General features: G+C 68.6%; 14 protein-coding genes. 3 read left to right on the top strand and 11 right to left on the bottom strand.

Annotated elements, in window-relative coordinates:
• Positions 1 to 59: 59 nt before the first annotated feature.
• Positions 60 to 347 (bottom strand): acylphosphatase, encoded by a 288-nt coding sequence (locus D0C15_RS02255; RefSeq protein WP_116040702.1) that lies wholly within the window; start codon positions 345 to 347, stop codon positions 60 to 62.
• 245 nt (positions 348 to 592) lie between these two features.
• Here D0C15_RS02255 and D0C15_RS33905 point away from each other — a divergent pair, with 245 nt between their 5' ends.
• A complete protein-coding gene (locus D0C15_RS33905) occupies positions 593 to 1,270 on the top strand; it encodes a hypothetical protein (RefSeq protein ID WP_162829871.1) in 678 nt (225 codons plus the stop codon).
• Between the two features lie 3 nt (positions 1,271 to 1,273).
• Here D0C15_RS33905 and D0C15_RS02245 read toward each other — a convergent pair whose 3' ends face one another.
• Together D0C15_RS02245 and D0C15_RS02240 are read right to left on the bottom strand one after the other, a co-directional pair.
• Positions 1,274 to 1,990 carry a response regulator gene (locus D0C15_RS02245; RefSeq protein WP_116040651.1) on the bottom strand — a complete coding sequence of 239 codons (717 nt, stop codon included), beginning with the start codon at positions 1,988 to 1,990 and terminating at the stop codon, positions 1,274 to 1,276.
• Positions 1,987 to 4,572 (bottom strand): DUF4118 domain-containing protein, encoded by a 2,586-nt coding sequence (locus D0C15_RS02240; protein WP_116040652.1) that lies wholly within the window; start codon positions 4,570 to 4,572, stop codon positions 1,987 to 1,989. The genes D0C15_RS02245 and D0C15_RS02240 overlap by 4 nt, the downstream gene beginning before the upstream one ends.
• A 381-nt stretch (positions 4,573 to 4,953) precedes the next feature.
• Here D0C15_RS02240 and D0C15_RS02235 point away from each other — a divergent pair, with 381 nt between their 5' ends.
• Entirely contained in the window at positions 4,954 to 6,255 is a 1,302-nt protein-coding gene (locus D0C15_RS02235) for an ROK family protein (RefSeq protein ID WP_116040653.1), read from the top strand.
• A gap of 215 nt (positions 6,256 to 6,470) precedes the next feature.
• Entirely contained in the window at positions 6,471 to 6,992 is a 522-nt protein-coding gene (locus D0C15_RS02230) for a YflT domain-containing protein (RefSeq protein ID WP_116040654.1), read from the top strand.
• Between the two features lie 58 nt (positions 6,993 to 7,050).
• Here D0C15_RS02230 and D0C15_RS02225 read toward each other — a convergent pair whose 3' ends face one another.
• The 8 genes from D0C15_RS02225 to D0C15_RS02190 form a co-directional block, all read right to left on the bottom strand.
• Entirely contained in the window at positions 7,051 to 8,223 is a 1,173-nt protein-coding gene (locus D0C15_RS02225; protein WP_116040655.1) for a DUF1700 domain-containing protein, read from the bottom strand.
• Positions 8,224 to 8,253: 30 nt separating this feature from the next.
• Positions 8,254 to 8,577 carry a PadR family transcriptional regulator gene (locus D0C15_RS02220; RefSeq protein ID WP_116040656.1) on the bottom strand — a complete coding sequence of 108 codons (324 nt, stop codon included), beginning with the start codon at positions 8,575 to 8,577 and terminating at the stop codon, positions 8,254 to 8,256.
• 87 nt (positions 8,578 to 8,664) lie between these two features.
• Positions 8,665 to 9,528, bottom strand: a complete 864-nt coding sequence (gene mutM, locus D0C15_RS02215) for a bifunctional DNA-formamidopyrimidine glycosylase/DNA-(apurinic or apyrimidinic site) lyase (RefSeq protein ID WP_116040657.1) — start codon at positions 9,526 to 9,528, stop codon at positions 8,665 to 8,667.
• A gap of 6 nt (positions 9,529 to 9,534) precedes the next feature.
• The gene (rnc, locus tag D0C15_RS02210) at positions 9,535 to 10,281 is read right to left on the bottom strand and encodes a ribonuclease III (RefSeq protein WP_116040658.1); all 747 of its coding nucleotides are present in this window, start codon (positions 10,279 to 10,281) and stop codon (positions 9,535 to 9,537) included.
• Positions 10,282 to 10,300: 19 nt separating this feature from the next.
• A complete protein-coding gene (gene rpmF, locus D0C15_RS02205) occupies positions 10,301 to 10,483 on the bottom strand; it encodes a 50S ribosomal protein L32 (RefSeq protein ID WP_091672203.1) in 183 nt (60 codons plus the stop codon).
• Between the two features lie 88 nt (positions 10,484 to 10,571).
• Complete coding sequence (locus D0C15_RS02200; protein ID WP_116040659.1) at positions 10,572 to 11,192, bottom strand: YceD family protein; 621 nt, start codon at positions 11,190 to 11,192, stop codon at positions 10,572 to 10,574.
• A 103-nt stretch (positions 11,193 to 11,295) separates the two neighbouring features.
• Positions 11,296 to 12,015, bottom strand: a complete 720-nt coding sequence (locus tag D0C15_RS02195; protein ID WP_116040660.1) for a flotillin family protein — start codon at positions 12,013 to 12,015, stop codon at positions 11,296 to 11,298.
• 104 nt (positions 12,016 to 12,119) lie between these two features.
• Complete coding sequence (locus tag D0C15_RS02190) at positions 12,120 to 12,821, bottom strand: ribonuclease domain-containing protein (RefSeq protein WP_116040661.1); 702 nt, start codon at positions 12,819 to 12,821, stop codon at positions 12,120 to 12,122.
• Between the last annotated feature and the right edge of the window lie 113 nt (positions 12,822 to 12,934).

Below are 12,934 nucleotides of genomic sequence, written 5' to 3'. Positions count from 1 at the left end.
TGGAGACCGTGGGACCTGGGGCGTGATCCGGCTGTGGCTCATCGCGACCCTTGCCGAACTCAACGCTCGACGAAGCCCTCGATACCGCCCTTGGCCGCCGACCACCGCTCCACGACACGATCCACTCGTCCGGGTGACGTTCCGGAGCGCAACGCCGTCAGTAGACGCTCACAGTGTGCCTTCGGCCCCTCCGCGACGACCTCCACCCGGCCGTCGGCGAGATTGCGTGCGCTGCCCACCAACCCGAGTTCCAACGCCCTGCTCCGCGTCCACCAGCGGAAACCGACCCCCTGAACGGATCCGTGCACCCAGGCGGTCAGACGTTCGTGCGCTGTCTCGTCGGTCATGGCTCTCACGGCGTCCATGGTGCCTGACGCCTGGCGTGCGCGGAGAGTGAACAGCGAGCGCACAGCCACTCGCCCATAGTTACCCGACAGTGGTAGCGTGCCGCCGTCCGCCATTCGGGCTCACCCGTCCGAGTGCAATTGCTGCGGTCGCGGCGCTCGGAAGACGCCGAGGACCCGCACCGCTGAAGGACACGAACCGGACTGAGGATCTGCCAGCCACCACGAGCTGTACCAAGGAGCCATGCATGACGCCTGTGCCCGGGTCAGGACCGAGCCAACGGGGTGAGACCAAGCCACCCGTCGCGCCGACGGAGAAGCTCCAGCGCTCCGGCTACGCGATGCTCGCGGTGAGCGGCCTCGTCGTGGCCACCGCGTTCGCGGGTGTCGCCGAGCTGGCGGGGGGCGGCAACGCCGCGGCTGGAGGGCCGCCCGCGCAGGGCACCGCCCCGGCCGGGGGCGCCCAGCTGGTCCCCGGCAACGGTGTGCCGGGAACGGACACGATGACCGTCACCGGTGTGGCGGAAGCGGGCGAGTTGCCCTCCTCCGCCGCCACCGCTGCCCCGACCACCGTCGTGAGCATCGGTCCTGACGGCACCCCGACCACGACTGTGCTGCCGCCGAGGGCGCCGGGAACCTCGGGCGCACCTGGGACGACGCAGCAGCCGGGCACGTCCGGTCGTTCCGATCTGCCCGGCTCGACCACTAACCCGGGCGACGGCGGCGGCACCGTACTGCCGCCGTCGAGCAACGATTCGACAGAGCCCAGCAGCCCACCCCCAGAGACTTCGAGCTCCGAGCCGACGACTCCCCCGGAGTCGAGCGAACCGTCGTCAAGCGAGCCGCCATCCTCGCCTCCCGACGATGGCAGTGAGACCTCCGGGACCTCTTCCGCGACGTCGTCCTCCAGCACCACAACCGACTGACGCTCAGGGCTCGAAGCGGTAGCCCATTCCCGGCTCGGTCAACAGATGCCGCGGCCGGGACGGCTCGCGTTCCAGTTTCCTGCGCAACTGCGCCAGGTAAACCCGCAGGTAGTGCGACTCGGAGTCGTAGGTCGGTCCCCAGACCTCGTGCAGCAGCTGCTTCTGGGCGACCAGTCTGCCGCGGTTGCGGATCAGCAGTTCGAGCACACCCCATTCGGTCTTGGTCAGGTGCACCTCCGCACCGTCCCTGATGACCTTCTTCGCCGCGAGATCCACCGTGAACGAGCTGGTCTCCACGACCGAATTGGCCTCGTCCAGCGCGCTGCCCGCCGAACGGCGGACTGCCGCACGCAGCCGGGCGAGCAGCTCGTCCATCCCGAAGGGCTTGGTCACGTAGTCATCGGCGCCCGCGTCGAGTGCCTCGACCTTGTCCGCCGAGTCACCGCGCGCCGAGAGCACGATGATCGGCACGGTCGTCCAGCCGCGCAGGCCGCCGATCACCTCGGTCCCGTCCATATCGGGCAGGCCGAGGTCCAGCACGACGACGTCCGGCTTGTTCTCCGAGACAGCGCGCAGGGCCGCGGTGCCGTCGTGCGCGGTGATCACCCGGTAACCCCTGGCGGACAGGTTGATCCGCAGGGCACGAACGATCTGCGGCTCGTCGTCCACCACCAGCACCGTGCTGTTCTGGCCCGGCTGGTGTCCCTTCGTCGAGTTCACGACACCTTTCCTCCCGCCCGATAGCGTGCCGGCAGTGAGATCACCACCGTGAGGCCTCCCCCCGGTGTGTCCTCGGCACTGATCGTTCCGCCCATGGCCTCCGTGAACCCCTTCGCGACGGAGAGTCCCAGCCCGACGCCGGGAGTGCCACCCCGGTCGCCGAGGCGCTGGAACGGGGCGAAGGCCGACTCGGCCCTGCCCTTGGCCAGTCCGCGTCCGTAGTCCACGACCCGCAGTTCCACCTGGCCGGAGTGGGCGCTCGCGCGCACCGCGATCGGCCGCGCGGATCGCCCGTGCCGCAGTGCGTTGTCGACGACATTGGCCACCACGCGTTCCAGCAGTCCCGGGTCCGCCAGCACGACCGGCAAACTGTCGTCGATCTCCACGGCCACCGACTCCGTCCCGTCCACATTGGACAGCGCGTGGGCGACGACCTCCTCGTAGCCGACCGGGCGCAACAGGGGCTTGACCGCCCCGGTCGCCAACCGGGAGGAGTCGAGCAGGTTGTCCACCAGGCCGGCGAGCCGATCGGCGGACTGTTCGATCGTCTCCAGCAGTTCCTCGGTGTCCTCCATGGACAGTTCGATGTCCTGTGCGCGCAGGCTCCCAGCGGCCGCCTTGATCGACGTCAGCGGGGTCCGCAGGTCGTGACCGACGGCGGACAGCAGTGCCGTACGCAGTTCGGTGGCCTCGGCCTTGCGCTCCGCCTTCGCCGTCGCCTGCGCGAGACGCTGTTGACGCAGGACGAGCAACGCCTGCCCGGCGGCGGTTTCCAGTGCCCTTCGATCGGACGCGGGCAGGGCCCGCCCGCTCATCGTGAGGTGGACATCGGCCGTGACCGGAACATCGGCGTCGGCCTCGTCCGGTTCCGCGCAGGGCGTCACTCCAGCGTGGGCGATCCGGTGCCAGCGACCGTCACGCTTCTCCAGCAGCGCGACGGACTTCAGGCCGAAGTTCTCCCTCACCTTCTCCAGCAGCCGCTCCAGAGGCCGAGGATCGCTCAACACCGTCCTGGCATAGGTGGCGAGCAGGGCCGCCTCGGTGCGAGCGCGGGAGGCCTGCACAGCGCGCCGGGCGGCGAGATCGACCACCACCGACACCAGCAGCGCAACGACCACCATGGCGATCAGGGTGATGACGTCGCTCTGCGCGTCGACCGTGAATGTGTAGTAGGGCTGGGTGAAGAAGAAGTTGAGCAGCAGCGCCGACAACAACGACGTCAGCAGGGCGGGTCCGAGGCCGCCGACGAGCGCCACGACGACGCTGGCGAGAAAGTAGCCCACCACGGCGGTGGAGAAGTCGAGTTCGGCGCGCAGTAGCACTCCGATGCCCGTCACGACAGCGGGAAACAGCACCGCCAGTAGCCAGCCCAGACTCAGCCGCGACGGTGCCAGTTCACTTCGGACGAACCTGCGGCGACGGCGCCCACCCGCCTGCTCGTGGGTGACCATGTGCACGTCGATCGGCCCCGAGTCCTGCACGACCGCCGCACCGATGCCCTCGTCGAACAGCCTGGCGAGCCTCGACCGGCGAGAGGTGCCGAGCACCAGTTGTGTCGCGTTCACGCCTCTGGCGAAGTCCAGCAGGGCATGGCGCACGTCGTCGCCGACAACAGTGTGGAAGGTGGCACCGAGCTCGTCGGCGAGCCTGCGGCAGCGGGTCAGGGACGCGGGCCAGTCGGGAACCGCCCCCGATCCGGAAAGACCGTCCCCACGCAGGACATGCAACACGAGCAGTTCGGCGCCCGCTCTGGCCGCGATCCGGCTGGCGCGGCGGATCAGGGTCTCGCTCTCCGGCCCGCCGGTGACCGAAACGACCACCCGCTCCCTGGCCTCCCAGGTGTCGGTGATGCGCTGCTCGGCTCGATAGCGCTGCAGTGCGACATCGACCTGGTCGGCGACCCAGAGCAACGCCAGCTCCCTGAGTGCGGTCAGGTTGCCCGGCCGGAAGTAACTGGCCAGCGCCGCGTCCACCCGGGCTGCCGGGTACACGTTGCCGTGCGCCAGCCTGCGGCGCAGCGCCTCCGGGGTGATGTCGACCAGTTCGATCTGCCCCGCCGCCCGCACCGCCTCGTCCGGGATGGTCTCCAGCTCGCGCACGCCCGTGATCCGCTCGACCACGTCGTTCATGCTCTGCAGATGCTGGACGTTGACCGTCGAGATGACGTCGATCCCGGCCTCCAGCAGCCGGGTGACGTCTTGCCACCGTTTGCCGTACCGGGAACCGGGGGCGTTGGTGTGGGCCAGCTCGTCGACGACCACGACCTCGGGCGCGCGGGCGAGCACCGCGTCTGTGTCCAGTTCGGTGCGCTCGTGCCCGCGGTGCGCGACCGTACGCCTCGGCAGCACCTCGAGGCCGGCGAGCGCATCGGCCGTTAGCGGCCTTTCGTACGTCTCCACGAATCCGACGACGACGTCAGTGCCACGTTCCAGCCGCCTGCGTGCCTCGCCGAGCATCGCGAAGGTCTTGCCGACCCCCGGCGCCGCACCGAGATAGATGCGCAGCTCACCCCGGCGCGATCCGGCGCGCGCGTCCTCAGCAGGCTCCACGATCTCAGTGTGCTCCCGTCGAATGATTCGCATCGGCACGACTCGCGGCTAACTGCCCGGCGCGGCCCACCACCATCCCGAGCCGCTCACAGTCGCTCCAGCCCGCGCAGGGCGAGCGCCAGCGTCAGGAACACGCCGATCAGCAGAACGGCGAAGAGCAAGTCGGCCATGTCGTTTCGGTGCCTCTCGGTGAGCCGGTCCGATGTCGTGGACCTGGTGCGTCCGATCGTGTGGCCGATGGACCGCCGGACCCACCCGCCCTGACGACTTCTTAACGCGCCCCCGCTGCCCCCTAACGCCCCGCTGACATCCCCTACCTTCGGCTGGTTTTTTCCGGCGTAATGTCGTTCGTAAACGTAAGTAACGTCACAGGAGGTATATGATTGGACCAACCACACAGAAGGGGGCACCCGTATGGACACCAGGCCGGTTCCAGAGGCCCCGAGCACCGAGCTGCTCGACAGCTACACGAAGCTGCTGGAACTCGTCCGTACCGGTGAGGCCGAGACGAGACCAGCGCTCAGCCTCCGCACCGGCCTCGGCCGTACCGCGATCACCCAGCGCACCACCACGTTGCTGGAGGCGGGCCTGCTCGAGGAGGGCGACCTGAACCCCTCCACCGGGGGGCGGCAGGCCCGAACACTGCGCTTCCGCAAGGACGCGGGCCGGATCCTGACGGCCGAACTCGGCGCGACCGGGTTCATGGCCGGTATCACCGACCTGCTCGGCAACGTTCTCACCTTGCGCCATCGCGACTGCGACATCGCATTGGGTCCTGACCCGGTGCTCGCCGAGGTCGAGGCGACGCTGGACGAGATCCTGCGGGACACCGGCACGTCCCCCGCCCAGGTGTGGGGGGTGGGCCTCGGCCTGCCCGGCCCGGTGGAGTTCGCGACGGGACGGCCGTCCGAACCGCCGATCATGCCCGGCTGGAACAACCACCCCGTCCGGGACCGGCTGGCCCGGCACTACCAGGCGCCGGTGTGGATAGACAACGAGGTGAACCTGCTCTGCCTCGGGGAGCTGCGTACTCCAGGACTACCGCTGGGCGGCGATCTGCTCTACATCAAGATCGGTACCGGCATCGGCGCGGGCATCAGCAACGGAGGCAGGCTGCACCGGGGCGCCCAGGGCTGCGCCGGCGACATCGGGCACGCGGCGGCCTCCGACGACAGCAGTGTGGTGTGCCGCTGCGGAAAGACCGGGTGCCTCGAGGCGCTTGCCGGGGGTGCGGCTCTCGCCAGGGACGGCACGACGCTGGGGCGCTCCGGCGCGAGTGAGCTGCTCGCGGAGGTACTCACCGACCGCGGCGCGATCACCGGGGAGGACGTGACGGCAGCGGCCCGAGCCGGAGATCACCACGCCGTACAGCTGCTCGTCCAGGCCGGTAGGCGGATCGGCACGATGCTGGCGACGATGGTCAACTTCTACAATCCGTCGACCATACTGCTGGGCGGCCAGGTCGCCGACGCGGGAGATCTCTTCCTCGCGACGATCCGGGAGACCATCTATCGGCGCTCACTGCCGTTGTCCACCAGAGAGCTGCGAATCGACCGTGCGCGCCTCGGCGAGGAAGGCGGGCTGGTCGGCGCCGCCTACATGGTGCTCGACGAACTGTTCTCCAGCCGTCACTTCGGCCAGTGGCTGCCGAGCGGGACACCCGCGGGCATGCCGGAGATGCATACGACGAACGGCAGGAGCGGAATTCTCGCCTGAGAGGGCATGGTGAGAACGGCGGATGCCGAGGTCACAGCGATCCGAATGCACAGACAAGCGCACAGACAAGCGCACAGACAAGCGCACAGACAAGCACTGAACCTGAGCATCGGCTGATAGTCGACTGTGAAGTTCCGGCAGCGGGCACAGATACGGGCAGTCTCGACGTTGACCAAGGTGTAACACCCACAGATGTAGTTGCCGAGGTGAGGACCATGACCGCCGCATTCAGCCGGACCGCGTTCGCCGGACCGTCGAAGGGGCCGACACTGCCGACCCTGCCCGAGGGCTGGCCCATCGGCTCCTACAACTCCTACGCCGAGGCGCAGCGAGCCGTGGATCATCTCGCGGACAACGCCTTCCCGGTCGAGGATGTGACGATCGTCGGCGTTGAGCCGATGCTGGTCGAACGGGTCAAAGGCCGGCTCACCTGGGCCAAGGTGCTGACCGGAGGAGCGGCATCGGGTGCCTGGTTCGGGCTTTTCGTCGGACTTCTGCTCAGCCTGTTCACCCCGGACGGTGGCCTGCTGCCGATCGTGATCGGCCTCGTCGCAGGTGTCGGCTTCGGGCTGGCGTCCTCGGCGATGGGGTACGCCGCCACTCGCGGCAGGCGCGATTTCGTGTCCCACAGCCAGCTGGTCGCCAGCCGCTATGACGTGCTCTCGATGCCGCGCAACGCCGAGCACGGGCGCGAAATGCTCGCGCGGCTCTCGATGAGCTCGGCGGCGGTGAACTAGCAACGCCGAGCGGAACGAGGAGCGAGCGGCCCCCGACGCCACTCGCTCCTCGCCCCTGCTACTTCCCGGCCGGCGGCTGGGGCGTCACCTGTTTGGGGATGACCGCGGAGAACGGCACCCCGGTGTCCTCCCTGCACGTCGGCCGATAGGCGTTGTAGCCGTTGTAATAACCCTGGTCGTCGTACGCGCCGTACTCGATGTGCGGGCGCGGGAAGCGATTGTCCTCACCGAGCTGCATCTGGCTACCGGTGCTCTTGTCACAGCCGTAGCGGGCCGTCGTGATGGGATTGCCTTCGCCGTCGTAGAGGTAAACGCCGGTCAGCGGCTTGCCCTCGGAATCGAACACGTAGATGTTCTCGACCAGTTCATTGCCATAGGTCAGTTCGTTCGGCCCTGAGGAGTACGTACCCGTGGAGTAGTACGGGTCACCGGAGATGCTCCTCGCGTACACCAGTTCCACGAACTGGCCCGAAAGTCCAAGCAGGCTGCCCACCACGAACGCGGACACCGGCAGGCTCACCCAGAGCAGGCGGCGGTCGGTCGCGGACTTCGGCCCGGCCCACAACACGGCCACTCCGACGGCCAGGAACACCGGCAGCGCGAGCACCGCACTCACGCTTCCCAGCAACAGCAGCACGCCAAGTCCGACCAGGACGGCGGCGCACAGCAGCCACCACGCGGGCCGCAACGACGCGAGGTAGCGCAGGACCGACCCGCCCTTGCTGCTCTCGCCCCGGCCCACGGCGGTACTGATCCGGCGCATCTCGGGAAGGTCCTCCATAGGACGAATACCGTGCTGCCACACGTACCACGCGCTCGCACCCAGCACGGGCAGCAGGACGATGAACGGGAACAGGTAGTCGTCGGCCAGGTTGACGGCGACCGCGAAGCCGGTGAGCAGCACGCCGAACACCCCGAGCACGAGGCCCCACAGCGCCAGCCGGGCACCCAGCTGGCGCTTCGGCTCCGCCGCGGCCCGCGCCGTCTCCTCCACGGGAGCGGCGGGGTAGCCACCGGCTGCCCGCAGCTCCGCGGCGTAACTCTCCGGCGAGCCGAGCCGCTCGATCAGCGCGGCCAGCGTCGCGGACTCCCCCAGCTCCGTGCCGATGTCCTGCAGGTGCGGGCGGACGTCCTCCAGGATCTCTTCCACCTCGACAGCTGGCAGGTCGGCCAGCGACGTCCTGACCCGCGCCAGGTAGTCGCGCACCCCACCCGAGTTCTGTGTGCTCATGTGTTTACCCCTGTGTCGTGTTGCGGACGTTCATGCCGCCTCGCCCAGCAGGTCGTCCATCGTCTTGGCGAACGAGTGCCAGGTCCTGCCCGACTCCGCCAGTCTCTGGCGCCCCAACTCGTTCAAGCTGTAGTACTTGCGGTGCGGGCCTTCCTCGCTCGGCACGACGTACGACGTCAGCACGCCTGCCTTGTACAGCCGCCGCAGCGTTCCGTACACCGAGGCGTCGCCCACCTCGTCCAGCCCGGCCTGCCTCAGCCTGCGCAGTACGTCGTAGCCGTAACCGTCCTGCTCGCGCAGCACCGCCAGCACCGCGAGATCGAGCACACCCTTGAGTAGCTGACTGATCTCCACGTGTTCCTCCCGACTTGCGTTCTGGACAGTACCACGCATTCCGCAGTAGCGCGCACAGCACTGGCTCGCAGACCGTAACGGGGGAGTTCAGCGAGTGCGGCGCGGCCTCGGCTGGCAGCGCGGGCAGGAGAACGAAGACCGGTTCATGAACGGGTCACGCCGGATCGGTGTGCCGCAACGGCGGCAGGGCAGACCCTCCTGCCCGTAGGCGTCCAGCGCTCGGTCGAAGTACCCGGACTGCCCGTTGACGTTGACGTAGAGCGCGTCGAAGGAGGTACCACCGGCACGCAAGGCTTCGTTCATCACCTCGGTCGCGGACTCCAGCAGTGTCCGAGCCTGGGCCGCCGTGAGCCGATCGGCCGGGCGGGCCCAGTGCAGCCGCGAGCGCCACAGCGCCTCGTCGGCGTAGATGTTGCCGACACCCGAGACGAGGGTCTGGTCGAGCAACGCCCGCTTCACCTCTGTCCTGCGTGAGCGCAGTGCCCGAACGCCGTGGCGGGGATCGAACGCCGGATCCATCGGATCGCGTGCGATATGGGCGATTGTCTCCGGCAGCAGTGTGCCGTCGGACTCGACGAGATCGGCGAGCGCGAGACCACCGAAGGTCCGCTGGTCGACGAAACGCAACTCAGGACCGTCGTCGTCGAACCGCATCCGGACCCGCAGATGCTTCTCGTCAGCCGCGGTCTCGGGCTGGACCCGCATCTGACCGCTCATTCCTAGGTGCGCGAGAACCGCGGAGTGATCGGCGAGTTCGAGCCACAGGTACTTGCCCCGCCGACGAGCTGCCACGATCCGAACGCCGGCAAGGCGGCCGGTGAAATCCGCCGCACCGAGCACATGGCGGCGGATTGCCCTGGGATGAAGTACCTCGACCTCGGCGATCGTGCGGCCGGCGACGTGCTCCTGCAAACCGGCCCTGACGACCTCCACCTCGGGAAGCTCAGGCACTCGCGCTTACCCCTGAGCCGCGCCGTCGGACCCCAGTTCCGCGGACAATGCGCGCCACGCGGACTCGGCGGCTTTCTGCTCGGCTTCCTTCTTGGTGCTGCCGTCACCGTGTCCGAGGTCGCGACCCGCGACCAGCACGATGGCGGTGAACTCCTTGCGGTGGTCAGGTCCGGTGTCCTCGACCTTGTACTCCGGCACACCGAGCCCGGCCGAAGCCGTGAGTTCCTGCAGACTGGTCTTCCAATCCAGACCTGCCCCGCGCAGCGGCGCCTCGGCCAGCAACCCGTCGAACAACCGGTGCACGAGCATGCGGGCGGTGTCGATGCCGTGAGCCAGATAGGCAGCACCGATCACGGCCTCGAGACCGTCAGCGAGAATGCTCGCCTTGTCCCGGCCACCGGTGAGCTCCTCACCCTTGCCCAGCAGCAGGTGTGCACCCAGCCCACCCTCGCCGAGACCCCTTGCCACCCCGGCCAGCGCGTGCATGTTCACCACGCTGGCCCGCAACTTGGCGAGCTGTCCCTCGGGCAGGTCGGGATGCTGGTTGTACAGGTGGTCGGTGACGACCAGACCGAGCACCGCGTCCCCGAGAAACTCCAGCCGCTCGTTCGGCGGCAGGCCACCGTTCTCGTACGCATACGAACGGTGCGTGAGCGCAAGGGTCAGCAGCTCGGCGTCGAAATCGACGCCGAGCGCCTCGAGCAATGGCGTGGGGTCAGCTGCCGGACCGCCGTGTGACGACTTTCCCCCCATTATCTGTGAACCGGCCGTCTCAGGCGGGCTCGACGACCTGGCGACCGTCGTACTGACCGCAGGTGGGGCAGGCGGTGTGCTGCGGCTTCGGCTGCTTGCACGCGCGGTTGGAGCACGGCACCAGGTGCACGGCGCTCGTCTTCCACTGGGCGCGGCGCGAGCGGGTGTTGGAACGCGACATCTTCCGCTTCGGGACGGCCACGACTGGTTCTCCTCATCAACATTTGCTCGCGGACGCGAGCGTTTTCGTCATCACCGGCGCGGACGGTTACCCGTGCACGGCTGCTCTCTCAAGCGTTGTCGTCGGCACCGCTCGCCGGAGTCTCATCGTCGGTCCCATTCGAGGTACCTTCGAGACGTTCGACCAGCGCGGCCCACCGAGGATCTATGGTCTCATGCCCGTGTCCGGGCTCGAGATCGGCCCACTTCACGCCGCACTCGGCGCATAGACCTGGGCAGTCCTCGGTGCACAGCGGCACCTGGGGCAGTGCGAGCACCAGCGCGTCCCGCACCGCGGGCTCGAGGTCGATCCGGTCGTCGACCAGCCTGCTGACCTCGTCCTCGTCGGTGGTGGCCTCGGTCGTCGAGTCCGGGTACGCGAACAGTTCGGTCAGTTCGACCTCGACCTCATCGCCGATGGGATCCAGGCAACGTGAGCAGTGCCCTGTGGTCGGCGCCATCGCGGTCCCCGTCACCAGCACGCCCTCGACGACCGATTCCAGCAGGAGGTCGAGATCGATCTCCGCACCCTTGGGCACGATGATCACGTCGGGCACACCGAGCGAGACGTCGAACGGCGCCTGACGCTGCAGGGTGCGACTGAGGCCGGCACGGCGGCCGAGTTCGCGGGTGTCGACGACCCACGGGCTGCGCGCATCGAGGTGGCCGGTGGCAGTTCTGTTCTCGGGCATCGTTCTCTTCACGCGTGTCGGGTGGTACTGGCGCAACCCGTCCAGCGTACGCGAGTTCGAACCGGACGCCCACGGCGCGGTTACGGTCCGGATCGACCAACTACTACTGGTAGTCGTACACCGGTGTGCGCTGTCCTGCCGCGACACCGGGGGCGCGCAGGTGGTTGCGGCCCGAATCGACCGTGCGCAGTGTCGTCGCCAGCAACTCGGAGAACTCGGCCAGCTTGCCGTCTACATAGGCGTCGCACTCGGTCCGTTGCCGGTCCGCCTCGCTGTGCGCCTCGTCGACGATGCGGGCGGACTCGGCGTGGGCGGCCTGCACGATCTCGGTCTGGGAGACCAGTCGCGCCTGCTCACCCCTGCCCTCGTCCACCGCGCGGTCGTAGGCGTCCCGGCCCGCCTGGATCATCCGCTCGGACTCGTGGCGCGAACGCTCGGTCAGGTTCTGGTACTCGGCCTGCCCGGCCGCCACGGCGCGGTCGGCCTCGGCGTGCGCATCGGCGACGACCTGCTCCGCACGTGCCTGCGCCTCGGCGACCATCCGCTCCGCCTCGGCCTGGGAGTCCGCGAGCAGCCGCTCCGCCTCGGCGCCGGCACCGCCCACGGTCGACTCGGCCTCGGCGCGGGCTTTCGTCAGGATCTCGTCGCGCTTGTCGAGCACGTCCTGGGCGTCGTCGACCTCGCCGGGCAGCGCATCCCGCACGTCGTCCAGCAACTCGAGGACGTCGCCACGCGGCACGACGCAACTGGAGGTCATCGGCACCCCGCGTGCCTCTTCCACGATCGTGACGAGCTCGTCCAGAGCTTCGAACACCCGGTACACGGCAACTCCCTAGTGGCCATTCATCCCCGTACGGCTGTGACCAGTTTGCCTGGTCACCCCCGTAATTCCGGGCAGGCGGCGACTACCGGGCGTGTCTGTCGCAGTCAGGCGCCGAGGTCCACCGCGAGGAAGCTGCGGTAGTGGTCCGGGGTGTAGGCGAACTCGCCGCCCTCGCCCGAGATGACCCTGTCGTCGTCGCCGACCCGGTGCAGCTCGTAGTAGCCGGAGTCACAGGAGGGCAGCACACCTTCCCGGTTCTCGTAGGTGATGCCGGTGGCGCCTTCGCGGACGTCGTCGATGACAGCCCGTGCGGCGGCGGACAGCGCGGAGTAGGCGACGCTGTCCAGTCCGGACAGGTCACCGCACGAGCTTCCGGGCTCTCCTTCGACGTCGATCAGGACGAAGCTGGCGTAGTGATCTGCGGTGTAGAAGTACTCGCCGCCCGAACCCGTCACGATCCGGCGGGCGCCGCGATCCGGGCTGCCCGGCGTCGACACGGTGTACTCGTGGTAGTAGCCGGACGAGCAGTCCGGAAGCAGGCCCTCCCGGTTCTGGAACACCGTGCCGTCCCGGTCCGGGTACGGGAACGGTCCACCGGACTGGATGAGGTCGTAGGTCTGCCCGGCCTCCGGCGGGAGCGCCGAGAGCGGAGTCGTTTCGAAGCCCGAGGTGTCGCCACACTCCGCCTGGGAGCCCACAGCCGGAGCCTGGGCCGGCAGGGCTTGCGCGGCGGCACCGAAACCGCCGAACAGGGCGACGAGAAGCACGAGCAGGGTCGCGGCTGAACGTGTCCTTATGTTGGCCATTTTCCGACCGTAAGCCACAACAGTGATCGCCCGATAGCGCTCAGGTGAATTCTGCGACAGCCTGCTGGGCAACGCTTGCCGTGGCGATGGTGCCCCGGAGAACGCGCGCGGCG

This window comes from Amycolatopsis palatopharyngis (assembly GCF_003385185.1).
Taxonomy (GTDB): domain Bacteria; phylum Actinomycetota; class Actinomycetes; order Mycobacteriales; family Pseudonocardiaceae; genus Amycolatopsis; species Amycolatopsis palatopharyngis.
Note: the sequence above shows the minus strand (reverse complement) of the source record. Positions and strands in the feature narration are given on the sequence as shown.

Excerpts from the sequence above, each read along its gene's own strand:
- D0C15_RS02255 (WP_116040702.1), bottom strand. The coding sequence starts at position 347 with ATGACCGACGAGACAGCGCACGAACGTCTGACCGCCTGGGTGCACGGA.
- D0C15_RS33905 (WP_162829871.1), top strand. The coding sequence starts at position 593 with ATGACGCCTGTGCCCGGGTCAGGACCGAGCCAACGGGGTGAGACCAAG.
- D0C15_RS02240 (WP_116040652.1), bottom strand. The coding sequence starts at position 4,572 with ATGCGAATCATTCGACGGGAGCACACTGAGATCGTGGAGCCTGCTGAG.
- D0C15_RS02235 (WP_116040653.1), top strand. The coding sequence starts at position 4,954 with ATGGACACCAGGCCGGTTCCAGAGGCCCCGAGCACCGAGCTGCTCGAC.
- D0C15_RS02230 (WP_116040654.1), top strand. The coding sequence starts at position 6,471 with ATGACCGCCGCATTCAGCCGGACCGCGTTCGCCGGACCGTCGAAGGGG.
- D0C15_RS02225 (WP_116040655.1), bottom strand. The coding sequence starts at position 8,223 with ATGAGCACACAGAACTCGGGTGGGGTGCGCGACTACCTGGCGCGGGTC.
- rnc (WP_116040658.1), bottom strand. The coding sequence starts at position 10,281 with ATGGGGGGAAAGTCGTCACACGGCGGTCCGGCAGCTGACCCCACGCCA.
- D0C15_RS02200 (WP_116040659.1), bottom strand. The coding sequence starts at position 11,192 with ATGCCCGAGAACAGAACTGCCACCGGCCACCTCGATGCGCGCAGCCCG.
- D0C15_RS02190 (WP_116040661.1), bottom strand. The coding sequence starts at position 12,821 with ATGGCCAACATAAGGACACGTTCAGCCGCGACCCTGCTCGTGCTTCTC.